We start from the raw sequence: 24990 nt of genomic DNA, 5'->3' as shown, positions 1-24990 counted from the left end.
TTTATTTTAACATAGATGATTTAAGAGAAGCGAAAAGCGAAACGCTTGCTTCAATGCGCCATTTGAAATCACCTAGCTTGAATTCCTGATTTTTTTCACTTAATGTGAAGGGATAGGAGTGTGATGGAATTGAAAAAAAGACGAATTGGCACCTCAGATCTCTTAGTGAGCGAGGCGGCACTAGGATGCATGTCTCTTGGGACGGAAAAAGAAAAAGCGCTCTCTTTATTAGATGAGGCCATTGATCTCGGAATTAACTATCTGGATACAGCCGATTTATATGATTTTGGGACAAATGAGGAAATTGTCGGGGAAGCCATTAAAAACAGACGTCAGGATTTGATTTTGGCGACAAAAGGCGGCAACCGCTTTGAAAAAGGCAAACCAGGCTGGGACTGGGACCCTTCAAAAGCGTACATAAAGGAAGCAGTAAAACAAAGCCTCAAGCGGCTTCAAACAGATTATATTGATTTATATCAATTGCACGGAGGCACGATTGATGACCCCATTGATGAAACGATTGAGGCTTTTGAAGAATTGGTAGAGGAAGGCGTAATTCGCTATTATGGCATTTCATCTATCCGTCCAAATGTCATTAAAGAATATGCCAAAAAGTCCAATATCGTAAGCGTGATGATGCAATATAGTTTACTCGACCGCCGCCCAGAAGAATGGTTCTCTCTACTTGAAGAACAAAGCATTAGCGTCGTCGCAAGAGGTCCTTTAGCGAAAGGATTATTAACTGAAAAGCCACTTTCTCAAGCAAGTGCAGCGATTCAAAAAAACGGCTATCTTCAATATTCATTTGAAGAGCTTCAGCAGATCATTCCTTCTTTAAAGAAAGTCGCTTATGACCTATCACTCACTGAACTGTCCATTCAGTATATACTGAAACATTCTGCGGTCAGTTCCGTTGTATTTGGTGCAAGCTCAGTGGATCAGTTAAAAGAAAATATAGCAGCAGCAAATGCACGTTCATTAAGTGACCAAGAAGTCAAAGCATTAACTTACTATACAAAACCATCTGTGTATGAAACGCATCGGTTTAAATAATATAAAAGAGATCACATGGTGTGATCTCTTTTTATATTATTGTATGTATAATGAATGAACGCTTTTTCATAGTGTTTTTCTCTATTAAAAATAAGAAGGGGCTAAAAGCCCCGTTGTCTTATCTACTTGCACTTTCATAATATGCATAATTTCCGGCTTTGCCTTTAAGGTGAAATGTAGTACCAAAACGTTGGAAATTATTCGCAAATACGCCATTACTTGAATACATACATAATCGATTGTCTCCACCTTTAAAAGGAGTTTCAGAACAATCAACAATTGAAGTAGCCTTTGTACTTAAATCCGCATTCGTTAAATCATTTGTAGCAAGAGCTTGTCCAGAAACAGGTAAAAGCAATCCTAAAGATAAAGCGACTCCAGCCATTGTTTTTCTCAATTTCATGTGAATCATCCCCATTCCCAAATTTTGTAATACACCTTCATTATAAGAAGAATGATCCTCTACCAAAAGGGTATTAATAACCATATTTTCAATAAAAAGGAATTTAAATAATTCAATACTCACCTTTTTACTTCTATCTTAAACACAAGTTATGGGATTTCGTTTCGTTTGACTGTAAATATCATACTGTCACGATTCTGAAATGAAGTGATGTGAAGGGGGAAGAAGTGCTTTTCTTTTTAAACACTTCTATGTTTCTGCTGTGGATCTATCTTAAGAAAAAAAGAGAGCATCATCGCCCTCTTTTTTAGCTTTTATACTTTCTCCAGTCTAAATGGCTTTCATCTAGCAGCTCTGAAAAACTTTTGTTTTTTTCTTTTTCTTTCTGCTGCCGAAGGAGGTCTTGTCGTTTTTGTTCTTCTCTTTTTTCTGTCTCGACGGCAAGGTTTTTCTTCATTTGAAGAAGCTGCTGTTTGACATCATCGTTTATGCCGTCCTTTAATTTTGCTTGATCTTGTTTGGTCTTTTTCATTGTGCCTCTCTCCTTTTGACTTAGTGTATCATCCGTTTTATTTTCTGAGCAAGAGGCACGCCAATCTCCCAAGATGTGGTATGATCATCATAGAAAAAACCCCGGAAAGGAAGAATCGGCTAGATGAAGAAATGGATCGCTATATTTGCCTTCATATTATGTCCACTCGCTGCAATCGGCATTTTTTTCACCAATAAAATGATGTATATTCGAAAATTAACGGATGAAGAGCTCATCAAACGAGAATCAGATGGAGGCCATTATCATCATGAGGAATTTCAACAGCTTAAAAAAGAGAAAGTGTGTATTCCTTCAGCATTTGGTTATGATCTCCATGGCTATTTTGTGCCGTATCCACATACAACACGCACAATCGTCCTTTGCCACGGTGTTACAGTCAGTTTGATTAACTCCGTTAAGTATATGAAATTATTCCAAAAGCTCGGATGGAATGTGATGCTTTATGATCATAGAAGACATGGAATGAGCGGCGGGAAAACCACAAGTTATGGATATTATGAAAAAGAAGATCTAGCAAAGATCGTAAAGTGGCTCAGACAAAAACTCGGAGAAAGTGCCATCATTGGGATACACGGAGAATCAATGGGTGCAGTCACGACCTTGTTATATGCCGCAAAGCCGGAAGCAAACGCCAATTTTTACATAGCAGACTGCCCTTTTGCTTCTTTTGAGGACCAGCTTCTTTATCGATTAAAAACAGATTTTCGCCTTTCAGGAAAATGGATTCTTCCACTAAGTGATCAAGTGTTAAAATGGCGGGATGGATACCGTATCCGGCAAGTTTCCCCTCTTGATGTGATCGACCAGGTGAAAGAACCTGTACTTTTTATTCATAGCCGCCATGACGACTATATCCCCTGTGAGCAAAGTCAGCAGTTATATACACGAAAAAAGGGTGACAAACAGTTATTTATTGCGCCACACGGTGCGCATGCAATGTCTTTTAGCGAAAATAAGGAAGCTTATGAGCAAGAAATTCAAGCATTTCTTCAAAGATTTGAATTGAATGAAAATAAAAGAGGAGAATGAACAGCAGTTCGTCCCCTCTTTTTGAGCTAACTTATGCGATAGTCACCACTGTTGTATGGTGTCTGCCCGCAAGCTCCATATGGCTCTCTTCCGATTGTTGCTGACTCATGACCGATAATCCTGCAGTTGCTGCCAATAAAAGAACTATCAAACTCGTTTTCATATAAATGACCCCCATTTTGAATTTTTGATATGGCTTGAATTTTCCTTTCGTAAAACCGGGTAGATACTTCAAACAGTCCAAGCTCATTGTAATAATGAGCCGCATCAAGTGCCAATTCCTCAATATCTGGGTATAAGCGCTTGTCCTCGAGCAGGTCTAATGTATCGTCTATGATTGTTATGTCTGCATCAACGTACAATGCTTTTAAGAATTGAAATTTGCAGATGTAAATTTCATCTTCTAATTCACAGGCCTTTATAATACCTTGTTGATAGAGAGTTAATGACTCTTCTATTTGTTTTTGTTTAAACAGGATTTGTGTCAGCATAAATAGTGGGTCTAGAGAGCGATTAAGATGGGTTAAATTCTCCTTTTCAAACACTTCAATAGAGTCTTTCAGATAACGCCTTGCTTCCGCAAGATCGTTCATTTGATAATAACAGTTACCTAAGTTGAAAAGGGCCGAACCTATGACTCGAGGGTTTCCAATTGAGCGTGCTCGCTTTAGAGCATTTTTAAAGTAGGGCAATGCATGTTCATAGCATTTCAAATCATCATAGTTTGCACCAATGACAAATTCACAGTGGATGATTCTCAGCGTGTACGTTCTGTAGGCAGAATACGTATCTAACGCTTGCAAGGCATAGTGCATCGAAAAGTGGGTTTGTTTCATGTGGTAGTAAATTTCTGCTAATTTAAAGTAAAATTCTGCTCTTTCTATATCATCTGATATGAGATTGAGCTTTTTTTCTGCTGAGCGGTAATAAGCAATGGCACTTAAATAGTTTCTCTGTTCAAATTCAAACATTCCTGTAAAAAAATGAACATAGTATTCAAGCATATCCGTTAATTTCGTTTGTGAATGTTCAATCGTTTCTAGCAAATTCTTAATCTCTTCATCATTCGAGGCTTTCTTTGCCGGTTCAAAATATTCAAGCATCACCTTGTGGCGAAAATCCATCAGCTGGTAAAACAATAATAAGTTTTGATCCTGCTCCATCTCCAGGATTTCCTGCTCGATCTCCGCCTTCAGCTTCTCTGCTTTCATCACATGAAATCCGCAAATCTGCCTATACCATTCGTTTATTTTGATTCCAACCTGAGGCGATGACAGCTTGAGCTTCAATTCACTTTAGCACCTCCCTTCTCATATACGATACATGTTGTATTCTATCACATTTCCTCGAATGGAAGAAATATGAAAAGTCATTTTTCGCAAAGTTTTCGGTATCCCGCAATAAACGCTGCAAATGCCTATTTTTCGGCATTTACAGCCATTATTTTTTTATTTCCAGCTTGCTCATTTTGTCGAATTGTTTGTTGAAAAACGGGTTTTTCCGTTCTCAAAAGCTCATTTTCCGGATTAGACAGCCATACGGTGTGATGAGATGATGAACGCACGAAAAAAACCCTTTCGAAAAAGGGCTTTTATAATACATCTGTTACTTGGTCCATATTCTCTTTGATCCAATTGACAGCTAAATCGAGCGTTGGAAATTCTTCTGTTTCAAATGTGACTTCATCTTGAAGAAGCCAAACGTCCTTTTTCACCGAATCCATTCCACCTATTGACCAGTGCAAAAGGCTATAGGGATGATTGTTATTTAAAAACGACACCCATGTTTTATTTTTTGCCGTATTTTGTATTGCTTTTAGCTTTTGATCCACTACATTTCCACCTTACTTTACAAGTATACCCATTCTCGGGCTGAGTATTTGTTGAGGACTTTTCAACATGAGTGTGTTGGCTTTTTCGTTAAAATCAATCGTCATTTCCTCGTCAAAAAAGACCTTTTGTGCTGTGTGTATGTACAGCTTAAAGAGCTGATTATGCTTGAGTTCTTCCCATTCGCCTGTTCTTTCGCCTGTGAGCCAAATCATTGGGACACCGCTTACCGCACAGCCGCACCCATCTGAATCATATCGAAGGAGCAGTTCTTTTGTTTCATGCCCTGCTTGTTGTTTTGTAAGGAACGCTGCTGCTGGTTCTGTTATATGAATATACATGCCGAACATCCTTTTTTCGTTGATTGTTACATTGTAACATATCAGTCATCAATTAAACATGTTCACGCCCTGTCAGCTCTTATGTCTGATCATTTGTCTTTAACTGGTCTGACCAATTGTACGCTTCTTGTTCAATTTCTTTAATGAGCTCATCTTTTCCTTTGATATAACTTGCCATATCTTCAGGATAGGCTTTTGCCAATTGACGCTTTTTATCTGCATAGACTTTGGCACGGTCAGGTGCAGCTTTTAAATAATCTCGGAACACCAAATGCCTTTTTACATCATCATGTCCGGCTTCATAGGCGTGAACGTGATGTGTTCGGTTCAAGCCGCCTTTTCTAAAAAAACGCCTTCCCTTGAGTCCATTTTCTCCGAGCGGTTCATATCCAAGCTGGCGAAACAGATGGTTACACTCATCTAAGCTGCTGATATGCTTCACCTCTAGCAAGATATCAATAATTGGCTTAGCCGCCATTCCTATGACTGACGTACTGCCAATATGGTGGCCATATACCCAGTTGTCGCCAACTATCTTTTTCAGCTTGTCATGCTCATCTTGAAATTGTTTTGGCCAGCTCGATTGGTATTCAATCACTTCCACCTTTCGAAGCATCAAACGTTCCATCTTTGTTAACATCAGATTGTTTTCCACCTGCAAACGGGCCTTCTGTTTAAACCCTAATTTTTCATAAAGCTTGATTGCTGGTGTATTTGCCTCTGCTGTTGTGAGCTCGATTGTTTTTTGATGCTGGATAATGGATTGCAGGAGCGCTGTCCCGATTCCTTGATTGACATGATGTGGGTGCACAGCTAACCGGCTGAGGATGATCCGATCGTCATGCAGTTCATATGAAGCGATCCCTAACAAATGCCCCTCTTTTTCAAATCCTATGAAAATCTCATCTGTTTCTATTATGTCTTTAACCGTTTCTTTTAAGGGCGGTAAATCTTGATAGCCAATTTGTTCTGCCTCCCGCTGATATGCGGCTAATTGTATATGTAACAGCTCTTTTGCTATTTCTTTATTTTTTTGATCCAGTCTGATGATCATGCTTTCGCCTCCAGCTTTTTCACAAATAGCACCCGGTCTTCATGAATGCCGTCGTAATCTGAAAAAACTGAAATGCCATCCACTGTTTTATCTCCCTTTTCTATCTGAAAACCGAGCTTTGTATGGTAAGCAATCGAGACTTTATTGACAGGAGCTGTGATGGCCTTAATCGTCGTTCTTCCTTCCTTTTCAGCCGCTTCATAAAACGCTTGATAGAGAATTTTGCCAATCTTTAATTTCCGGTGGTCTGGATGTACCCCGACAAAGTGAATATACGCTTCATCTGAATGTGATTGCGATAAAAAACCGACTAAAAAGCCGATCAGTTCACCTTTTTCAACAACAACAAAACTTGTTTGCTGAAAATGTTCGAAAAATAGCTTTGGCAATTTTGCGCGCAAATCTCTGCCTCCCCACCAGCTTTGAATGACGGATGTGACCGCATAAAAATCTGACGGCTTTACTTGACGTATCATGATGACCTCGCCCCTTTTCATTTTTAGCTGTAACGCTCTTTTTTCACAAAAAATCAACTGTTTCAATAGTCTACCTGTCTGATCAATTGTTTGTAAAGGTGATGTATCAGCCTTTTTTCCTTTCAGCTTTGTTGGTTCTTCGTTCTTTCGCTGTCATCTCCTTTTAAATCTTCACACTTATTTCAAAAAGTTCACTTTTTGTGCGAAAGTTTTATTCTTTTGTTATGTTAAGATGGATCATATAGGAAATGGAACAAACGTTTATTGGAGATGATGATATTGGTTTGGATTGTTACTTCACTTGTTGTGTTTAGTCTTTTAAAGTTGCTTGTCACTTCGCTGCCTTCGGGTGTTGTTGAACGCCTTTTTAGTCGTTATGCGGTGCATGCAAAAGTAACAAGTGATCAAACAACGATGACGTTTCAAGGACGTCCACTCGATGATCAGCAAACATCTGAAATTATTCAACATTTTAATGATGCGATCTTTATTGAACGCTACTATATTTACCCTGGTGATGAAGAGCGTTTTCTTCATCCACAGGAAGGACCGGCGCCGCTTACCATGCAAACAAAGCTTGGCAAGCATGATGTAACCCTTTATCTGTATCATTACGATGACCACGTGGATGTGGTGCGGCAGTTTACCCATAAGCCTAAGAAAAAACTAACGGCCTATCGTTTGCGTTCTGAGCCGCTCCAAACATCCAACAACTTGGCACATGCTTAAAATGACTCATTTTACACAGATGAGACGAAGTGGAGACACTTCGTCTTTTTTGTATGGATGATTTACACTCTTCTCTTTGAATGATTTACCAGTATCAATTTCACCTTCTGGCGGTTAAAATGTATACAGAACATACGTTCTAAGAGGTGAAAATCATGAATGAACGAGCCATTCTGCTTGTGGATATGCAGTCGTTTTATGCGTCAGTCGAAAAAGTGGAGGCTCCCCATTTGAAGGATGTGCCGCTCATCGTTTCAGGAGATCCCGAGCGGCGGAGCGGGGTCGTACTTGCGGCCTGCCCGCTCGCTAAAAAACGGGGCGTACAAAATGCATCAAGATTATGGGAAGCAAAGGAGAAATGCCCTGAAGCCGTCGTTGTACGTCCACGTATGCAGCGCTACCTTGATGTCTCTGTCATGATGACAGAACTGCTTGAACAATACACAGATCTTGTCGAACCCTATTCAATTGATGAACAGTTTCTCGATATTACAGGGAGTGTGACACTACTCGGTTCACCCCGCGAGATCGCTCAAAATATACAAACGACCATTATGAACCAGACGGGCATTTACGCACGTGTTGGTATTGGTCCTAATAAAGTGCTCGCTAAAATGGCCTGTGACCATTTTGCTAAAAAAAACAAATCTGGCATCTATGAACTTCGTGCAGACCGGGTTGCGGCTGATTTATGGCCGCTTCCGATTGGAAAATTATTTGGTGTCGGCAAACGGATGGAGCACCACTTAAAACGAATGGGCATCAGTACCATCGGGACACTTGCTGCTTATCCGTTAGACCGGCTAAAAAAACGCTGGGGAATCAACGGGGAGCTTCTGCAACGAACTGCTTTAGGACACGACCCTTCCCCGGTCACTCTTCACACACATGATCAGCAAAAAGCGGTTGGGCATCATATGACCCTTCCCCATGATTATGCGTCCTTTGGGGACATCAAAGTCGCCCTTCTTGAATTGAGTGAAGAAGTGGCAAGACGTGCGCGCTTTAAGCATTATGTTGGGCAAACGGTGTCTGTTGGCGTAAGAGGTGCTGATTTTTCTCATCCGACTGGATTTCATAGACAAATCAAGCTCCATTCACCCACACAGTATGGGACAGATATTGCAGAAGCAGCTATTCAGCTATGTCAGCAGCACTGGGACGGCCAGCCCATTCGCAGTGTAGGTATTACTCTCTCGCAGCTGCAGCCTGACAGCCAATATCAGCTGAGTTTATTTGATCACCATTTAAAAAAAGACAGACTCAGCAAAGTATTTGATGCGATCCATATGAAGTATGGACCTGCTGCACTCTTGCACGCTTCGTCACTAACAAGCGCAGGGCAGGCGTATCACCGCGCCGAAAAAATTGGTGGACATTACAAATAACGGAGGCGAAAAGCCATGAATCCCAATAAATTAACACCTGGATACAACATCATGTGGGAATCAAGCCGAATGATGCTCCCAGAGCACCGTGAACAGCTGCTTGCTCAAAAACGGAAGAAAAAAGAATACACGCCTCCTCCGCTGAGCACTGATCAGCTAGAGGAAATGAATTTTTTGATCACACAGTCGATTACAGAGGATCAAGCGATTTGCGTGACATATGCTGCAGCAGGTATGAAACAGCAGTTTTGGGGCTGGGTGAAAGCCATTCATTATGAAACCCGGCGCATAAAAATCGTCAATGATGAAGATGTTCTCCACCTGTCCTTGCAGCAAATTGTCGCGATTGATCTTGATTAAATTGTCTTTAAGTGATCGTACGAATCAGCATACTAAAAGACATAGAAGCACCGGGAGAAAAAAACAAGACTTCGAATTTGCGGGGCCATTAAAGGCTCCTCTGTCCTATGGCGGATGTCTCCTCCATCAAATTGTGTATTTAATTTGCACAATTTTTCATGTATGATTGGAACATCTTAACACTCAGGGGAGAAACATCATGAAAAATAACTTACGTACTTTACATCCACTTAGTTGGACGATCATCATCGGCACCATATTCGGCCGAATGGCGACGTCCATGAGCATTCCTTTTTTAGCCGTTTATTTGACACAAGTCAAAGGGGCTTCAGCTTCTTCAGCTGGGTTAATCATTGCCGTCAGCTCCCTTATTGGGATCGTGGCGAGTTTTTACGGCGGCTATGTTTCTGACCGAATCGGCAGGAAAAAGGTCATGCTTCTATCCATCTTCGGCTGGACACTTGTCTTTGTTGGCTTTGCGTTTGCAGATGCCATTTGGGTCTTCTTTCTCATGAACGCTTTAAATGGACTGTGCCGGGCACTGTTTGAACCGACGTCTAAGGCACTCTTATCCGATGTCACCCCATCAAGTATTCGGTTGTTTGTTTTTAATTTACGGTATACGGCCATTAATATCGGGGTGATCTTCGGCCCGCTGCTTGGCTTATATCTAGGATCATCGAAAACAACATTTCCATTTCTTGTCGCTGCCTTCATTTATTTGTTATATGGATTAACACTGGCCTGGCAATTTCAGAAGCATCCAGTTGCTGCTCCAGAAAGTACGAAACAAATCAGCGTCAAAAAAGCCCTTTCCATTATCCAAAAAGATACGGTCTTTAGCATCATCCTCATCGGCGTTACCTTATGTTCGTTCGGGTATTCGCATTTAAGCTCAACGCTGCCTCAATACTTATCAGCGTCACCTATGATTGAGGATGGTCCTAAACTGTTTGGATATCTTTTATCTTTAAATGCAGTGGTTGTCATTGTTGTACAATATCCGCTCATCATGATTGCGAAGCGCTACTCCACCATTTTGTCGCTGACCACCGGGAATATTCTTCTTGCCGGCAGTTTGTTTGCCATTGCTTTTTCACAGAGTCTCGGCATGCTTGCTTTCATCATTGTCGTGTTTACGATTGGGGAGGTTCTGCTGTTTGCGATGATGGATCTTTTTGTAGACAATATTGCAAAGCCTGAAGTGAAGGGATCGTACTTTGGGGCGATGGGATTTTCTCAGCTCGGCAGCGTCATCGGACCATTTGTCGGCGGACTGTGTATTGACTATTTTGGCGCAGCCCATCCCCTCTCCATTTTTACGGTCTTGTCAATGATCACCATCGCAGGCGTTCCATTTTTACTCATTGGATATTACCGTCTAAAAAAGCGATCGGCAGCAGCCATAGCTGTTAAAGTAAGTGGAGATCATTAAAAAAACCGCTCTTTCGTTTGAGCGGTTTTTTCTTTATACCCGGCGGATGGCGATCTCTTCCACCTTGTGCTGATCCCCTTTTTTCAAAATGAGATCAGCCCGATATTTTGTCGGTAAAATATTTTGATATAAATTTGGGCGGTTCACGGTATTCCAAATCGTGCTTGCCATTTGATCTGCCTCTTCATCCGTCAAATCTTTATATTGATGAAAGAAGGATTCAGGGTCTTGGAAGGCTGTTTCCCTTAGCAAACGAAATCGTTCTTTATACCATGATTGAATTTGCGTTTCAGCGGCGTCTACATAAATCGAAAAATCAAAGAAATCTGATACAAACACACGCGGTTCATCCTTCAGATCATCCAGCGCTGGTGATTGGAGCACATTGATTCCTTCAATAATGACAATATCCGCATCCTCTACTGTTTCATACACCCCTTCTAGCCGGTCATAGGTCAGATGCGAATATACCGGGGCATGCACAGTTTGTTTACCTGATTTTAATTCATTCAAAAAAGACAGCAGGGCTTTGACATCATAGCTTTCCGGGAAGCCCTTCTTTTCCATCAGCCCTCGATCCTTTAATTCTTTTTGAGGATATAAAAAGCCATCTGTTGTCACAAGACTCACCTTCAGCCCATCTCCAAGCCTCGATAAAAGCGTTTCAATGATACGAGCCGTTGTGCTTTTCCCGACAGCTACACTTCCAGCAATTCCAATTAAAAAGGGAATTTTGGCATGGTGCGGGTAGTTTAAAAAGGCATTCACATGCTGGTTTTTTTGTTTTTCTGCAAAGACATGTAATGTCAAAAAACGAATAAGCGGTATGTAAATATCTCGAACTTCTTCCAGCGATAAATAGTCATTTAACCCTTGCAGCGCTCTCGCTTCCTCTTCTGAAACAGATACCGGCATATATTCTCCAAGAGCTGCCCAAGCCTCTCTCGTATGGCGCGTGTATAGCGTATTAAAATCTAGTCTCGTGTCACTCAAAGTCTTTCCCACCAATCTTCACTAAACTCGTAACCCAAAAAGACGATAATCCGATTGTAGCTTAAAATGAAGGCGCTGTCTTTATTTTTCAACGAAAGTTTACTTCTTTTGCAAAAAAAAAGCATTAAAAAAAGGAATATGAGGGTAAATAAGAGTATTCAGTACGATAGATAGAAGGGAGCAAACCAAATGAAATATGTGATGATTGGCGGAGACGCAGCAGGAATGAGCTGCGCTATGCAAATATATAGAGAGGATCCAGATGCACACATTGTTGCTTTTGAAAAAGGAGAGATTTTCTCATATGGACAGTGCGGACTCCCCTATTTGATCGGCGGTCTCATTGATCATCACAGAAAGCTGATCGCACGCAGTGCCGAAACCTTTCGCGAGAAATATGGAATTGACGCCAGATGCTTACACGAAGTGACCTCTATTGACCCAGAGCAAAAAACAGTGTCGGGTCATCATACGAAAACAAAAGAACCCTTTACAGAAAGCTATGACCGCCTCTTAATTGCGACAGGAGCAAGCCCTGTCACACTGGATTTAGACAGCCAGCCATTAGAAGGCGTACACGTATTAAAAACCATCCCGCATGCGCTGTCCATTTTAGACCATTTAAAAAAGGACGTCACACATGTCACGATCATTGGCGGTGGATATATCGGCCTTGAAATGGCTGAAAATTTAAAAGCGCTCGGAAAGAACGTACATATCATTCAGCGGGGAGCAGCACTCGGCCCGGGCTTTGACTCCGATATGGCAAAACACCTTAAAGAAGAGGCTGACGCCAAGGGCATTCACGTATCGCTCGGAGAAACGGTACAGCAATTAGAAGGCAAGTCACATGTCACAGCTGTTATCACAGACAAACAAACCATTCAAACAGATATGGTCATCATGGCCATCGGCGTCACTCCGCAAACCTCCTTTTTACATCATACCGGAATCAAGCGCCTTCAAAATGGCGCTATTGCAGTAAATCAATACATGCAAACCAATATAAAAGACATTTATGCTGCCGGTGATTGCGCGGCGACCTACCACCGCATCAAAAAATCACTGGATTATATTCCGCTTGGCACAACTGCGAATAAACAAGGGAGAATCGCAGGATTTCATATGACAGGAACAAACCGGGCATTTCAAGGCGTGACTGGAACAGCCGTCATGAAATTTATGGACGTGACAGCGGGACGAACAGGCTTATCAGAAAAAGAAGCAAAAGAGGCAGACATTCCTTTCTCCGTCATCACCATTGATAGTACAGATCACGCGAAGTATTACCCAGAAGCGCAGAAAATGAAAGTGAAACTGATTTACAGAAGCGATGACCGTACCTTGCTTGGTGCCCAAATCATCGGCAGAAACGGTGTAGATAAACGGATCGATATCGTGGCGGCTGCCCTTTACCAAGAGCTGACCATAACAGATCTTGAAGATTTAGATATTAGCTATGCACCGCCTTTTAACAGTGTATGGGACCCGCTTCAGCAAGCGGCAAGACGGATATAGAAAGTGTCACAATGAAGCCTTACCTCAAAAAAAGAAACCAGTTCAAAACCGGTTTCTTTTTTGTTACTTTTTCATCATCGCTTTTCTTGCTGCTTTTTCAAATAAAAATGGGAATAACTGATACAATTTGCTGCCAGCGTTCATCCAGCCGGGCAGATTAATCTCTCTCTTTTTCGTCATCATGGCAGATACGACCTTCCCTGCCACCTTGTCCGCACTCAGCATCATAAAATCAACGTTCTTCACATATTCACCGCTGCGGTCAGCGATGGTAAAGAAGTCTGTGGCAATTGGTCCTGGGTTGACTGTCGTCACGTGAATGCCTGAGTCTGCCAGCTCCATTCTGAGGCTGTTTGAAAATCCAAGAACGGCATGCTTTGATGCGGAATAAATAGCTGATTTGGGTGTTGCAATCTTTCCTGCCTGGGATGCGATATTGATAATATGTCCCTGCCCTCTTTGTTTCATCTCAGGGATGACCTTTTTCGTGCAGGCGATTAAGCCAAACACATTCACCTCAAACATCGACACCATTTCCTCTATGGAGGCATCTTCGACGAGATCGAATACGCCAAAGCCGGCATTGTTGACCAAAATATCGACCGGCCCCACTTCTTCATACGCGCGATCAATGTCCTCAAGCTGGCTGACATCAAGCTGAGCGATGTGACACACCCCGCCAGCACTCATAATTTTTTCTTTCACACTAGTAAGCTTTTCCACTCGTCTTGCTGAAATAATGATCTCTGCGCCTTCTTCTGCTGCCAAGTACGCCATTTTTTCACCAATGCCCCCAGATGCGCCAGTAATCCAAACCCTTTTTCCTGTCAATCGCCCCATGCGTTTCACTCCTTAGTTTGCTCTGTAATAGACGATTCCGTCTTTTGGCATTTCTTCAATTTGCCCAGCCTCTAAGAGCACATCCAGCTGACCGACTGTCTCTGACATCGTTAAAAACAAGGCCTCTTCATACATCACTGGAAATAACTTGCGGCAAAGATGAAAGGCCGTCATTTCTTTTTGTTTAAGCAGCTGATACATCGTATTTGCTCGTTTCTCTTGTTTCTTAAATCTTTCTTCAATCAATTCATGGTGGGACGTGATGAGCTGACCGTGTCCTGGATAAATCGTCTTGATTGGCAGACGCAATAACCGATTGAGTGATGCTTTATATTGAAGCAGTGATTTTTGACGTTCCTCGCCTTCATATGGTGCTTCCATTAACGGATTTGAAGAAATGGTCGTCAAAAGCAGGTCGCCGCCAATAAAATTCCCCGTTCTTTCATCTAAAAAAGAAAGATGAGATTGTGCGTGTCCGGGTGTTTCCATCACAAGGAAGTGTTCATGCCCGCTTAAACGATCACCTTCTTTAATGATCTCATCTACATGTGAAGTACAAGAATATGTATAAGATTGCTTCACCATTTTTTCACACTCATTTTGCCGAAGCGGGACACCTAACTGCTGAAAAAAAGGAATCATAAAGTCCACTTGGCGCTGCTTAAAGACTGGATCCTGACTAATATACGGCTCATTTAGCTGGTGTCCGATCACACGGACATGAGGTTTCATCAGATTTAACAGACCGACATGATCTGCATGATGATGGGTCAGCACCACTTGATCAATATCGTCTATCGATAAACGATGTTCCTTTAATTGCGTGACAAAAGCATGCTCTGCCTCTTCTGTCATCGGACCGCAATCTACTAAGGTGACGGCCTCTCCTTTTAATACATATGCATGCACATCCCCAACGGCAAACGGCGTCGGGATGGATAATTGAATGATGTTTTCTTTCACTTTTATACGTCATCTCCTGCTTTTTGACTCATGATTGTGGGTACTTAAGCCTTCATACTTCATTGTATCTTGCAAAAGGCAGACTGTCATGCGGTTTAGATGGGCAATTTTTTAAACTGCCCTATTGACATAAACTTGTCCATCGTTGCATAATGAACAACAAATATATGATGCGCGATGATAAGGATTAGTAAGCAAAATAACGATGCAAGAGAGTGAGGTCCGCCGGCTGAAAGACTTCACCATCCTCTTATTTGCTGAACCTGCCCTTTGAGCTGTTAGGCAAACCTAAACGTTTCCCGCGTTAAGGGACTAGAGCTGAGTATGCAGGTTTGCATGCTAATTGAGGGTGGTACCGCGAAAAACCTTTCGTCCTTTTCAGGCGAGAGGTTTTTTTATTTTCTACAAGGAGGAGCAGCTTATGAGTAAAATTGGATTTATCGGTGCAGGCTCAATGGCAGAGTCTATGATCAAAGGTTTATTAAAAAGCGGAATGATGTCGCATGAAGATATCATTGTTACAAACAAAACGAATGAAAAACGATTAGAAGAATTACAGGTACGTTATGGGGTCAAAACGGATTTCGCTCGGTCCTTTATTTATGAAGAAGCGGATATTCTCGTTTTTGCCTTAAAACCGAAGGATGCAGAAAGCGGAATTTCTGAAGTCCGTCCTCATTTACATGGACAGCTGATCATTTCTATTTTAGCTGGTATTTCCATTGAAACGATTCAACACTATGCTGGCGGAAAGACAGCAGTCGTTCGTGCGATGCCAAATACATCAGCGGCGATTCAGCAGTCAGCAACAGGTATTGCCGTAAGTCATGAAGTGACAGAGGAGCAAAAGAAAACAGCAGTCGAGCTGTTTGAAACAATCGGGCATGTCACAGTATTAGATGAATCGCAGCTAAATGCTGTGACAGCCATCGCAGGCAGCGGCCCAGCCTTCATTTATCATTTGATTGAAGGAATGGAGCGAGGAGCTTCGGAACTTGGAATGGACCAAGCAACTGCGAAATTACTCATTTGCCAAATGATTGCAGGCGCCGCCAATATGCTTCAAGACAGCGGAAAAGAGCCTGCCCAACTGCGCAAAGAAATTACAAGTGAAGGCGGTACAACAGAAGCCGGCCTGAACACACTGGCTGCCTATCAATTTGAAGAAGCCGTTGTCGATTGTGTCAAAACAGCCACTAAACGCGCAGCAGAATTAAACGAAATGTTTTCAGCAAGCACGTATAAATGAAATTGAAAAGCACCTGTTTTGATGACAGGTGCTTTTTCACATATGACCCTCTATTTTTTCTCGCTGGCCACTGGGTGTGAATTGCGTGATTCACACTTCGGTTCTTTCTGTTCTTTACTAGAAATGGCTTGTTCTAATAAAGAATCACGTGCCTGATAAAAATTCACATCAACTAATAATTCTTGATGCTTCACTTTAGCACCTCCTCATGTAGGTGATTCACTCATTGACATGATGGCTTTGATTTGATCCAGATGATGTTGTTCATGTAAAGCGATAGTTTCAGCTAATATTTGGACGGTCATCACTCCTTCTTCCGGATGCAGGCCTGATTGTTCCCAAATATCTTTTTCTAATAGCCGAAGCGTGTTGTTTCTTCTCTCTTTCATCCGTTTGATCAATGCTTTGATATCGTCAGCGTTATACCATTCATACGCTCTTTCTTTCACGTATATTTCAGGATCATACGATTGAAAGGGCGTGTGATCATCTGATATCGCTTGCTCTATCCGCTCTGACCAGACTTCTTCTGTGTCATACAAATGCCCGGCGAGCTGCTTAATTGACCACTTCCCCTCCCCCAAAGATTGATCCAGTGTGTAATCATCACAAGCCTTCACTATTTTCTCTAGTTCACTCATACTTTCCTGAAGCGATGTGATGATGTCTGTTTTTGTTAATTTCCCAGTTTCCATTACGCAATCAACGTCTCCTTTACAGTGAATGCATTTCTACTTTTGATTTATCTTGATGCTTTCCTTTTAGTAGCAGTAAGCTGTTCATCAAACCTGCTACTATCACAAGCCCTGCCATCCCTATAGCGATGACATGTATAGGAATCAAATCTCCGATAAATGCCATGAGGATAAACCCACTAATATAAAATATGCGTGATAATGCAAGACCTGCTGAAAACACACGGGCTCTTAAATGACTGCTTGCATATGTCATAATATTAGTAGAATACAAAACTTCGATTGGGCTATATAATAGATTGGCTAATAAAACAACAATCAAAAATCCAATAAAAGTCGTTTGTTGATACGACAATGCATGTAATATCGCAAGCAATATAACCGCTAATGTAGACCACCTTTTATAAAATTGAAAGGAGAATTTCACTTTTTTGAAGTACGCTGCAAGTGTAAGTCCACCGATAATTTGCCCTAGTCCACTAATTGTATGACCAAGCCCCAAGCCAAAATTCCCTTCTCTTGCCACTTCTAAAATATACAGACTAAATAAAACATAAACGATGCTTAAAGCAAACTCTCTTGACATCAATATCCATATGGCGCTTTGAATTTTGGGTGATCCCTTGATTTCTTTAATTCCTTCTTTAAAACTTTGAACATATGACACATACTCTTTTTTTTCAGACGCTTCTTTCGCTTTAATTGGAATTAACAGCATAGCTGATAATAAAAATGTCAGCGCATCTACTAAATAAATTGTGGAAATTGACCAAATTTCTGTCACCAACCCGCCTAATCCTGTCGCAATGAGCATCGATGCGCTAAAAGATGTGGCCAGTATACTATTCCCCTTAGAAAGCTGCTCCTTATCAAGGATTTCAGGTATCATAGATGAACGAGCAGGCAGATATATACCAGAGAAAGCACCATTTAACGCTAATAATAAATAAAGGATAAACGGTGTAACATTCATTGTGACAACTAAAACAAACCCCAGTCCAATGATAAAACGTGCCACATCTGCGAATATCACAACTTTTTTGTAAGAAAACTTATCTATAATTGGGCTCAAAAGCATGGATGTTAAAATGAGAGGGAGCATGGAACAAATAAATAGAATGCTTAGATGGGTCGCTTTCCCAGTAAGTTCATAAATTAAACCAATCGTCGCTATCGTTCTAAACCAATCTCCAAAAGCAGATAAGTTTTGCCCAATAAAGAAACAGACAAAATTTTGATCTTTGAAAAGAGATGTCGTTTCTTTCTTTGAAATCATTAGAGGAGCACCTCAGTCGACTCGTACCAACCTAACTCTTTTTGCATAAACTCCACGGCTTGATCATAATTTTCTCTCTCTTTTTCTGGGATAAGATCAACTAAGATCGCTGGATACCATGGCTTCGCTTCTTCTTTGATTACAAAATATTGCTCCGCTTCTTCAACTACTCCTTTCATTATGAGTAGTTGTAGTTTACGATAGATTTCCTCACGCTTTGGCATTCGATTGAGATGCGTTTTTTCTATTTTCATTGTTTTAGGGAAGAAGACGAGTCTTCTATCAAAAGCATGATATTCTCTAGATTTAACAATAGGTAATTCTTGATTCGTCAGGCTTTCGATATACTTTTGCGTATTTCCTTCATTTGACCATATCATGCCTTGCATGTAGGAGATCGCTCCTGTTCCCAAACCAATATATTGATCTTCATATCCCCCGTAAATCACTTCGCCATATTGAAAACGTTTATTCTGATGCTCTGGAGCCATAAACGTATACACATAATTTTGATGCCAGCCATTCTTTTTTAAATGACGATATAATGTATCACTAAACTCAAATTTTTCTTTAGGATTTGGCGGCATTGGCACCTTGCCTTTGTTAATTTTTGATAACCATCCCTTCGAACAAGCAATATATTCTAGTGGATACGTATCAATACTTGTGCTTCCTAATGACATCACTCCATTTATGTCCTCTATCATCTCTTCTTTCGTTTGTCCAGGCAGCTGATAAAGCAAATCAATGTTATAAGATTGGAAATGACGTTTCATTAAGTCCACAGTCTGAGAGATTTGATCAAAACTAGCCGTTAAGTTGAACATTTTCCGATAGTGTTCATTTAATGTTTGGACACCAAAGCTCCCTCTGTTGGCTCCACCTTCAGCCATAGCAGCCACTCTTTCTGGTGTAGCTGTTTTTGCTTCACATTCAAATGTCCATTCATAATCAGCAGATAATGAGAAATTTTCTTTTATAGCGGTCGAAAGTCGATAGATTAGTTCTGGGGGCATTATGGAAGGAGTACCTCCACCAACGAACACCACATCAAACGTCATTTTTTGGATATTAGGGGATTGGGATAAGATACGCATCTCATTGATTAAAGCATCTATATACTTTCCGATAATGGGCTCATATTTCGTAGATTTAATAAAAGGACAAAACGAACAGATCGTATCGCAGAAAGGGATATGTAAATATAAAGCGTTTTTCCCTTTTTGAAATGTTCGTTCTTTCTGAATGAATTCTGTCACACGAGATTGTGCTCCTTCTTGGCTCGCTTGGCCAAAAAAAGGATAAAGAAAATTCCATAAAGACGGATGCTCATCATAATAACTTTTCATATTTGACAATTCTCTCACCCAACTCTCGTCTATTTTTATCCCACATACAAATTCACAGAGAAGCTAAAAAAATCACTTCTCTGCGAAACACTCTTTTCAGTAAGTATTGATTCTATTCATTAGATTGCAATCCACTCGTTACGCTTCATTTTCATCACCTCCTTTTAATTAGATAAATTGTAACTTAATTACATAATTGATTATAATAGACTTTTCTGAATATTTCAATCATTTTCACTATTTTTTGTAAGGACTATTGTTTTATATACAATTTACGTATGAAACTTTTGGTATAACCATGAAAATATAGACTGAACATTCACAACCAAAAGCCCTATCATTAAGATAGGGCTCTTCATTACATCTACTTACTTTTCTCTAATAAAGCATGAATCGTTGATTCTAATAATTCTGGCAAAATGCCAAAAGAGAACGGGACGTGCAGCCGCTCTGTCCATTTGTGCGGGTCCTTTCCTAGTGGACCTACGTTGATGACTGGAACGTAAAGGGCTTCCTTTTCTCCTTGCGGTAAAGAATAGCCTTTTTGGTAAAGCGGCATATTGGTTGTATAATGACCTACTTCCTGCTTTTCGAGCTGTAAGTAACTTAAATCAGACAATCCCGGGAAATATTTCACTTCCTCTACTTCAAGTCCATATACCTCTTTTGCCTCTTTTTGAATCTTCTTGAATGTCTTCTGAATATGCGTATCTTCTGTTGAGGACACCGAAGGGTAAAATGGCGGACTATAAAATAGAACAATCAGCGGTCCTTCTTCCTTACATAGTGTCGTCAGCTCCGAGACAATTTTCGTTGAAAAATCACGATCTCCAAGTTCACCTCGGTTGGCGAATGCATAGTTGACAATGCGCTCGACTTCCTGTTCACCAGAGCGATCTGCGGCTTTTTGATACAGCTCGTGATATGTGAGAACCGTCACCTGAGTGTCTATTGGTGTAAAGTGTTTAAAGCGCTGAAAGTCAGCTGTTTTCTGCCGAAGATTTGCCTCGATTTGGTCTGCTGCTTGTTTCGCAGTTTCATTGAGAAGTCCGTGCAGTTCTTCACTTGAACGTTTCATCATGAGCACATTAAATAAAGATACGGCTGTGTGAGGTGTTTGAACGGAATAGGCTTCTTTCAAGTCCTTTTGCATTAAGTTCGTTGGAGGCGGCGTTACTTCACCATCTACTTCCTCACAATAGTCACTATTGAGCTCTAACAGCCGGTTTAGTTCAGATACCATAAAATTCGCATTTAAGCCTGAGAAAGGCTCTCCTACATGCGTTTCGATCCCTTTACAGAAAAATCCGGCTAATACCTTTCCTATACTGCCTGTATACATATAATGATGTTCATCCCCTGGATACTTTTCAAACATCGGCTCACTGTTTAAACACGCGGTATAGTCAAGATCATGTTTTTCTTTAAGCTCTTTTAATTTCGGCACAGCCTCAAGCATTCCTTGTGAATTTACTTCCTCATCAGGAACTGTGACGAGCAGGACATTTCCATCAAATGTTCCTGTCATCGCTCTTTCCAGCATAGAAAGCTGTACGGTGAGACCTGCTTTCATATCCATGGCCCCTCTTCCAAACAGCCAGTCGCCTGAAGCAAGGTCCTCTCTTGCCCTCTTTGGAAGAAGCTCACTTTTTTGCGAAAAGGAAGTCATTAACTCTTCAGGCTTGCATGCCATGTTTTGAAATTCGCCGTAATCTTCTGTATCGACTACATCAAAGTGACTAAGAAGCAGCACGGTACGCTGCAGCGTACTTCGCTTCACAAGGGCCGTTAAATAATACCGGCCATCTTTCATCGGATGCAAAGCCAAATGATCAGGGTTCTGCTCAAAATAAGGCCGCTCCCTCAGCAAATAATATAAATATTCCGCTAACGCGACTTCTCCTGTTGTACCTGATATACTTTCATACTGCATAAGAGCTGTCAGGAGCTCCTTTAGTTCACTCTCTTTTTGCCATTTCATCCGTTCTCCCCCTTTGATGTCTCTATCTCTCCATTATACAAAAACGTGTATAAAAGCTATATTCTTTGAGCACCTTTTATGACGAAAGTTTGAATGGCTGTTATAATCGGCTATACAATTCCATGAGGAGGCGAAGGTATTTGGAAACAAAACTCTTTTCACCTTGGACATTAAAAGGTGTTACACTGAAAAACCGCATCGTGATGTCCCCGATGTGTATGTATTCATCCTATGACCGTGATGGGAAATTACAGCCTTTCCACTTCACACATTATATTTCCCGTGCACAAGGTCAGGCTGGCCTCATCATGGTGGAAGCCAGCGCTGTATCTCCCGAGGGAAGAATTAGTGATCAAGACCTCGGTATTTGGAGCGATGAGCACATTGAAGGTTTCGCTTCATTAAACGAACAAATCAAAGCATACGGAACGAAGACAGCCATCCAGCTAGCCCATGCAGGACGTAAGGCTGAACTTGATGGAGACATTCTTGCACCATCAAGCATCCCATTTGATGAAACATCTAAAACCCCTGTCGAGATGTCTGTTGACCAAATCAAAGATACCGTTCAGGCGTTTCAGGATGCAGCTGTACGGGCAAAAAAAGCGGGTTTTGACATCATTGAAATTCATGGTGCACATGGCTATTTGATCAATGAATTTCTTTCACCGCTGGCGAACCACCGAACAGACGACTATGGCGGTTCACCAGAGAACCGTTATCGTTTCTTAAGAGAAGTCGTAGATGCAGTCAATACCGTATGGGACGGACCTTTATTTGTCCGTGTGTCGGCTTCTGATTACACGACAAAAGGACTTAATATTGCAGATTATATTGGGATTGCCACTTGGCTCAAAGAGCAAGGTGTCGACTTAATCGATGTCAGCTCAGGTGCTGTCGTACAGGCGAAAATCAATACATTCCCCGGCTACCAAGTCACGTTCGCAGAGAAAATAAAAGAAGGTGCCGGCATTCAAACAGCTGCTGTCGGTCTCATCACGTCTGGTGTACAGGCAGAGGAGATTTTACAAAATCAGCGTGCGGATTTGATCTTTATTGGCAGAGAGTTTTTACGGGATCCATACTTCCCAAAAACAGCTGCTCAAGAGCTCCGTACATCCATCGAAAGCCCGCGTCAATATGATCGCGCTTGGTAAAAGCTCTTAGGAAAAAAGGTGTCTATTTTTCGAAATAGGCATCTTTTTTGTTTTTAAGAGAAACATATCTGCCTTTTGTGCCGTCTTTTAGCTAAAGAACTGCTTAGAGGAGATGGAAGAATGAATTCGGTAATGATTGAAAAAATGTATCATATAGATGGACACCACTTTTATACAAAACATCGTCAAGGCAAAAGGCAAGCCACGATTATCTTTGAAGCAGGCTACGGCATTTCTAGTGATACGTGGTCGAATATGGCACGTGATATTGACCCAGAGCTTGGGGTTTTCTTATACGACCGTTTAGGAAATGGAAAGAGCAGTGAGAGCGGTGAAGGAAGAACCTTGCATGACCTCGCTGATGATTTAGATGCGCTGCTGAAAGAAGCCAATATTCAGCCGCCATTTCTTATTGTCGCTCACTCATTTGGCTCTCTTGTCAGCCGGTTATGGGCAAGCCGCAGAGGAGATGATGTCATTGGCATGGTGCTGTTAGACCCAGCAAGCGAGGAGCAAGAGCAGGTGATCCTGCCGCTTTTATCAAAGGAAGAACGCACTTCATATATGGCGCAGTTTACAGCAGAATGTACGCATGAGGACTTTCAGCAAATGCTAAGCACAATGAAAGAGGAGCAAACTCATTATGGAATGATGCCGCTTCTTGTCATTTCATCAGGTAAGAGCCGATTGTTTCACCCAGCTCATGAAGCTTGGCTCAGACTTCATAAACGCATGCTGTCTTTGTCATCCCAAAGCGGATGGATTCAGGCGCAAAACAGCTCGCACTATATTCATCATGATGAACCGCATATTGTACAGCTTGCTATCTATGATGTATGGTGCGCAGCCAAACAACCTGTCTCCTATTACCAAACTGCTAATTAAAATAAAAAACTCCTTGACCCGTTATGAGTCAAGGAGTTTCTTCTATTTATGCCGTTGGAGCAGATTGACTTTTTTCAGAAAGCAGCTTTTCAATGCTGACAAGCTGAACACATAATGTAAAGATGTCAATCGCTTGCTCTAGTTCTTCAAGAGCCGGGAATGTTGGTGCAATGCGAATGTTGCGATCAAGCGGATCTTTTCCATATGGATATGTTGCACCTGCACCTGTCATTGTGACACCTGCTTCTTTTGCTTTTTGCACAACAGCTTTTGCACAATGATCAAGTGTATTTAAACTAATGAAATATCCGCCATTTGGCTTGTGCCATTCAGCGATGTCTTTCCCGCCAAGTTTTTCGTCAAGAATGGAAAGAACGAGGTCAAATTTTGGCTTAATGATCGCCGCATGCTTTTTCATATGTTCCTTCAAACCTTCTGGATTTTGGAAGAAACGTAGATGTCTTAGTTGATTGATTTTGTCTGGTCCGATCGTTTGAATCGATAATTGCTTTTGAGTGAAGCTCACATTGTCAGGGCTAGACGCCATCAGTGCAACACCTGAGCCTGGGAATGTAATTTTAGACGTAGACGCAAACATAAACACACGGTTCGGGTATCCTGCCTCTTCAATTGCTTGAAAAATATCTTTTAACGTATCAGGTGTATCCGTTAGATGGTGGACTGCATATGCATCATCCCAAAAAATGCGGAAGTCGTCTGCTTTTGTTTTCATTGAAGCTAGGCGGTCAACGACTTCATCTGAATACGTAATGCCGTCTGGATTGCTATATTTCGGTACACACCAAATGCCTTTAATCGCTTCATCTTCTGCGACCAATTTTTCTACCTGATCCATATCAGGTCCATCAGCCTTCATATCGACCGTGATCATCTCTATGTTAAATAGCTCACAAATGGCAAAATGACGGTCATACCCTGGGCTTGGTGCAAGGAATTTTACCTTTGGCAGCTCTCCCCAAGGAGTTTTGCTGTCACATACGCCGTGAGTCATCGCACGTGCAATGGTATCATGCATCATATTCAGGCTAGAATTACCGCCGATGATGATTTGTTCTGGCTTTAAATTGAGTACTTCTGCAAAAAATGTCTTCGTTTCAGGAAGGCCTGTCAAGCCGCCATAGTTTCGCACATCTGTGCCATCTTCAGCTGTCATTGCATCCTTTGATGTCACAACATCGAGCATGCCCATAGATAAATCGAGCTGTTTTGGTGAAGGCTTCCCTCTAGACATGTCTAAGTGCAAGTTTTTACTTTTGTAAGTTTCATACTCATTTTGTAGTGCCACATATAGGTCATTCAATTCTGCTTCACTTAATGCTGTAAAACCGCTCATCTTTGATTGTGCCTCCCGTATTCTTCATAGTTTAATTCGTCATTTGTTTTTTCTTCACCATTTTACCACTACCTGAAAAA

At 41.4% G+C, this 24990-nt stretch carries 26 protein-coding genes and 1 other annotated feature; of the genes, 10 read left to right on the top strand and 16 right to left on the bottom strand.

What is annotated here, in order from left to right:
* The first annotated feature begins 129 nt into the window (after nt 1–129).
* Entirely contained in the window at nt 130–1053 is a 924-nt protein-coding gene (locus BA81_RS03080; protein ID WP_024422879.1) for an aldo/keto reductase, read from the top strand.
* A 118-nt stretch (nt 1054–1171) separates the two neighbouring features.
* Here BA81_RS03080 and BA81_RS03075 read toward each other — a convergent pair whose 3' ends face one another.
* Both BA81_RS03075 and BA81_RS03070 read right to left on the bottom strand, forming a co-directional pair.
* Complete coding sequence (locus BA81_RS03075) at nt 1172–1579, bottom strand: LCI fold-containing protein (protein WP_227001668.1); 408 nt, start codon at nt 1577–1579, stop codon at nt 1172–1174.
* Between the two features lie 184 nt (nt 1580–1763).
* On the bottom strand, nt 1764–1988 hold the full coding sequence (locus tag BA81_RS03070; RefSeq protein ID WP_034280341.1) for a YqkE family protein: 225 nt from the start codon (nt 1986–1988) through the stop codon (nt 1764–1766).
* A 123-nt stretch (nt 1989–2111) separates the two neighbouring features.
* Between BA81_RS03070 and BA81_RS03065 the strand changes: the two genes are divergently transcribed.
* Nucleotides 2112–3038: an alpha/beta hydrolase gene (locus BA81_RS03065; protein ID WP_034280338.1), complete on the top strand. Its 927-nt coding sequence runs from the start codon at nt 2112–2114 to the stop codon at nt 3036–3038.
* Nucleotides 3039–3064: 26 nt separating this feature from the next.
* On the opposite strand, the gene BA81_RS03060 is transcribed toward BA81_RS03065, so the two are convergent.
* The 5 genes from BA81_RS03060 to BA81_RS03040 all read right to left on the bottom strand — a co-directional run bounded on the left by BA81_RS03060 (nt 3065) and on the right by BA81_RS03040 (nt 6738).
* Entirely contained in the window at nt 3065–4327 is a 1263-nt protein-coding gene (locus BA81_RS03060; RefSeq protein WP_034280335.1) for a response regulator aspartate phosphatase, read from the bottom strand.
* Nucleotides 4328–4629: 302 nt separating this feature from the next.
* Nucleotides 4630–4869: a YqkC family protein gene (locus BA81_RS03055; RefSeq protein WP_034280334.1), complete on the bottom strand. Its 240-nt coding sequence runs from the start codon at nt 4867–4869 to the stop codon at nt 4630–4632.
* A gap of 12 nt (nt 4870–4881) precedes the next feature.
* The gene (locus BA81_RS03050) at nt 4882–5208 is read right to left on the bottom strand and encodes an iron-sulfur cluster biosynthesis family protein (protein WP_024428050.1); all 327 of its coding nucleotides are present in this window, start codon (nt 5206–5208) and stop codon (nt 4882–4884) included.
* Between the two features lie 79 nt (nt 5209–5287).
* Nucleotides 5288–6262 (bottom strand): GNAT family N-acetyltransferase, encoded by a 975-nt coding sequence (locus BA81_RS03045; RefSeq protein WP_034280332.1) that lies wholly within the window; start codon nt 6260–6262, stop codon nt 5288–5290.
* Nucleotides 6259–6738 (bottom strand): GNAT family N-acetyltransferase, encoded by a 480-nt coding sequence (locus tag BA81_RS03040; protein ID WP_024428048.1) that lies wholly within the window; start codon nt 6736–6738, stop codon nt 6259–6261. Before BA81_RS03040 ends, BA81_RS03045 begins: the two co-directional genes overlap by 4 nt.
* 279 nt (nt 6739–7017) lie before the next feature.
* On the opposite strand from BA81_RS03040, the gene BA81_RS03035 reads away from it, so the two are divergent.
* From BA81_RS03035 to BA81_RS03020, 4 genes are all read left to right on the top strand, one after another.
* Nucleotides 7018–7467: a YfmQ family protein gene (locus BA81_RS03035; protein ID WP_024422888.1), complete on the top strand. Its 450-nt coding sequence runs from the start codon at nt 7018–7020 to the stop codon at nt 7465–7467.
* A gap of 155 nt (nt 7468–7622) precedes the next feature.
* A complete protein-coding gene (locus tag BA81_RS03030) occupies nt 7623–8855 on the top strand; it encodes a DNA polymerase IV (RefSeq protein ID WP_034280330.1) in 1233 nt (410 codons plus the stop codon).
* 15 nt (nt 8856–8870) lie between these two features.
* Nucleotides 8871–9215, top strand: a complete 345-nt coding sequence (locus BA81_RS03025) for a YolD-like family protein (protein ID WP_034280328.1) — start codon at nt 8871–8873, stop codon at nt 9213–9215.
* 199 nt (nt 9216–9414) lie between these two features.
* Nucleotides 9415–10650: an MDR family MFS transporter gene (locus BA81_RS03020; protein ID WP_024428045.1), complete on the top strand. Its 1236-nt coding sequence runs from the start codon at nt 9415–9417 to the stop codon at nt 10648–10650.
* A 33-nt stretch (nt 10651–10683) separates the two neighbouring features.
* On the opposite strand, the gene coaA is transcribed toward BA81_RS03020, so the two are convergent.
* Complete coding sequence (gene coaA / locus BA81_RS03015; RefSeq protein ID WP_024428044.1) at nt 10684–11643, bottom strand: type I pantothenate kinase; 960 nt, start codon at nt 11641–11643, stop codon at nt 10684–10686.
* Between the two features lie 189 nt (nt 11644–11832).
* Here coaA and BA81_RS03010 point away from each other — a divergent pair, with 189 nt between their 5' ends.
* Nucleotides 11833–13161, top strand: coding sequence for a CoA-disulfide reductase (locus tag BA81_RS03010; RefSeq protein WP_034280326.1), 1329 nt, complete (start codon nt 11833–11835; stop codon nt 13159–13161).
* A gap of 63 nt (nt 13162–13224) precedes the next feature.
* Here BA81_RS03010 and BA81_RS03005 read toward each other — a convergent pair whose 3' ends face one another.
* A complete protein-coding gene (locus BA81_RS03005) occupies nt 13225–14001 on the bottom strand; it encodes an SDR family NAD(P)-dependent oxidoreductase (RefSeq protein ID WP_034280324.1) in 777 nt (258 codons plus the stop codon).
* Nucleotides 14002–14013: 12 nt separating this feature from the next.
* On the bottom strand, nt 14014–14964 hold the full coding sequence (locus tag BA81_RS03000) for an MBL fold metallo-hydrolase (RefSeq protein WP_034280322.1): 951 nt from the start codon (nt 14962–14964) through the stop codon (nt 14014–14016).
* 168 nt (nt 14965–15132) lie between these two features.
* Nucleotides 15133–15344 (top strand) — a binding site (T-box leader).
* Between the two features lie 41 nt (nt 15345–15385).
* Here BA81_RS03000 and proC point away from each other — a divergent pair.
* Nucleotides 15386–16213, top strand: coding sequence for a pyrroline-5-carboxylate reductase (gene proC, locus BA81_RS02995; protein ID WP_034280320.1), 828 nt, complete (start codon nt 15386–15388; stop codon nt 16211–16213).
* Nucleotides 16214–16263: 50 nt separating this feature from the next.
* Here the strand turns inward: proC and BA81_RS19530 are convergent, their stop codons facing one another.
* The 5 genes from BA81_RS19530 to BA81_RS02975 form a co-directional block, all read right to left on the bottom strand.
* The gene (locus BA81_RS19530) at nt 16264–16407 is read right to left on the bottom strand and encodes a hypothetical protein (protein ID WP_155267113.1); all 144 of its coding nucleotides are present in this window, start codon (nt 16405–16407) and stop codon (nt 16264–16266) included.
* 12 nt (nt 16408–16419) lie between these two features.
* Nucleotides 16420–16908: a DinB family protein gene (locus BA81_RS02990; protein WP_034280318.1), complete on the bottom strand. Its 489-nt coding sequence runs from the start codon at nt 16906–16908 to the stop codon at nt 16420–16422.
* Between the two features lie 19 nt (nt 16909–16927).
* A complete protein-coding gene (locus BA81_RS02985) occupies nt 16928–18184 on the bottom strand; it encodes an MFS transporter (protein WP_034280316.1) in 1257 nt (418 codons plus the stop codon).
* Nucleotides 18184–19533: a coproporphyrinogen-III oxidase family protein gene (locus BA81_RS02980; protein ID WP_034280314.1), complete on the bottom strand. Its 1350-nt coding sequence runs from the start codon at nt 19531–19533 to the stop codon at nt 18184–18186. The genes BA81_RS02985 and BA81_RS02980 overlap by 1 nt, the downstream gene beginning before the upstream one ends.
* A 364-nt stretch (nt 19534–19897) precedes the next feature.
* On the bottom strand, nt 19898–21514 hold the full coding sequence (locus tag BA81_RS02975; RefSeq protein WP_034280312.1) for a M20/M25/M40 family metallo-hydrolase: 1617 nt from the start codon (nt 21512–21514) through the stop codon (nt 19898–19900).
* A gap of 140 nt (nt 21515–21654) precedes the next feature.
* On the opposite strand from BA81_RS02975, the gene namA reads away from it, so the two are divergent.
* A complete protein-coding gene (namA, locus tag BA81_RS02970) occupies nt 21655–22671 on the top strand; it encodes an NADPH dehydrogenase NamA (protein ID WP_080701151.1) in 1017 nt (338 codons plus the stop codon).
* Nucleotides 22672–22791: 120 nt separating this feature from the next.
* Complete coding sequence (locus BA81_RS02965; RefSeq protein WP_034280309.1) at nt 22792–23556, top strand: alpha/beta fold hydrolase; 765 nt, start codon at nt 22792–22794, stop codon at nt 23554–23556.
* Between the two features lie 46 nt (nt 23557–23602).
* Here the strand turns inward: BA81_RS02965 and BA81_RS02960 are convergent, their stop codons facing one another.
* On the bottom strand, nt 23603–24910 hold the full coding sequence (locus BA81_RS02960; RefSeq protein WP_034280307.1) for an aspartate aminotransferase type Ic: 1308 nt from the start codon (nt 24908–24910) through the stop codon (nt 23603–23605).
* Nucleotides 24911–24990: the final 80 nt, after the last annotated feature.

The sequence above is a fragment of the Bacillus safensis FO-36b genome (genome assembly GCF_000691165.1).
In the GTDB taxonomy this organism is placed as follows: domain Bacteria; phylum Bacillota; class Bacilli; order Bacillales; family Bacillaceae; genus Bacillus; species Bacillus safensis.
Note: the sequence above shows the minus strand (reverse complement) of the source record. Positions and strands in the feature narration are given on the sequence as shown.

What these genes read in the sequence shown, in the direction of transcription:
- BA81_RS03040 (WP_024428048.1), bottom strand. Translation starts at nt 6,738, where the DNA reads ATGATACGTCAAGTAAAGCCGTCAGATTTTTATGCGGTCACATCCGTC.
- BA81_RS03030 (WP_034280330.1), top strand. Translation starts at nt 7,623, where the DNA reads ATGAATGAACGAGCCATTCTGCTTGTGGATATGCAGTCGTTTTATGCG.
- BA81_RS03010 (WP_034280326.1), top strand. Translation starts at nt 11,833, where the DNA reads ATGAAATATGTGATGATTGGCGGAGACGCAGCAGGAATGAGCTGCGCT.
- BA81_RS03025 (WP_034280328.1), top strand. Translation starts at nt 8,871, where the DNA reads ATGAATCCCAATAAATTAACACCTGGATACAACATCATGTGGGAATCA.
- BA81_RS02985 (WP_034280316.1), bottom strand. Translation starts at nt 18,184, where the DNA reads ATGATTTCAAAGAAAGAAACGACATCTCTTTTCAAAGATCAAAATTTT.
- BA81_RS02960 (WP_034280307.1), bottom strand. Translation starts at nt 24,910, where the DNA reads ATGAGCGGTTTTACAGCATTAAGTGAAGCAGAATTGAATGACCTATAT.
- BA81_RS02975 (WP_034280312.1), bottom strand. Translation starts at nt 21,514, where the DNA reads ATGAAATGGCAAAAAGAGAGTGAACTAAAGGAGCTCCTGACAGCTCTT.
- BA81_RS02965 (WP_034280309.1), top strand. Translation starts at nt 22,792, where the DNA reads ATGAATTCGGTAATGATTGAAAAAATGTATCATATAGATGGACACCAC.
- BA81_RS03005 (WP_034280324.1), bottom strand. Translation starts at nt 14,001, where the DNA reads ATGGGGCGATTGACAGGAAAAAGGGTTTGGATTACTGGCGCATCTGGG.
- BA81_RS02990 (WP_034280318.1), bottom strand. Translation starts at nt 16,908, where the DNA reads ATGGAAACTGGGAAATTAACAAAAACAGACATCATCACATCGCTTCAG.
- BA81_RS03050 (WP_024428050.1), bottom strand. Translation starts at nt 5,208, where the DNA reads ATGTATATTCATATAACAGAACCAGCAGCAGCGTTCCTTACAAAACAA.
- BA81_RS03070 (WP_034280341.1), bottom strand. Translation starts at nt 1,988, where the DNA reads ATGAAAAAGACCAAACAAGATCAAGCAAAATTAAAGGACGGCATAAAC.
- BA81_RS02980 (WP_034280314.1), bottom strand. Translation starts at nt 19,533, where the DNA reads ATGAAAAGTTATTATGATGAGCATCCGTCTTTATGGAATTTTCTTTAT.
- BA81_RS03020 (WP_024428045.1), top strand. Translation starts at nt 9,415, where the DNA reads ATGAAAAATAACTTACGTACTTTACATCCACTTAGTTGGACGATCATC.
- BA81_RS03065 (WP_034280338.1), top strand. Translation starts at nt 2,112, where the DNA reads ATGAAGAAATGGATCGCTATATTTGCCTTCATATTATGTCCACTCGCT.
- BA81_RS03045 (WP_034280332.1), bottom strand. Translation starts at nt 6,262, where the DNA reads ATGATCATCAGACTGGATCAAAAAAATAAAGAAATAGCAAAAGAGCTG.
- proC (WP_034280320.1), top strand. Translation starts at nt 15,386, where the DNA reads ATGAGTAAAATTGGATTTATCGGTGCAGGCTCAATGGCAGAGTCTATG.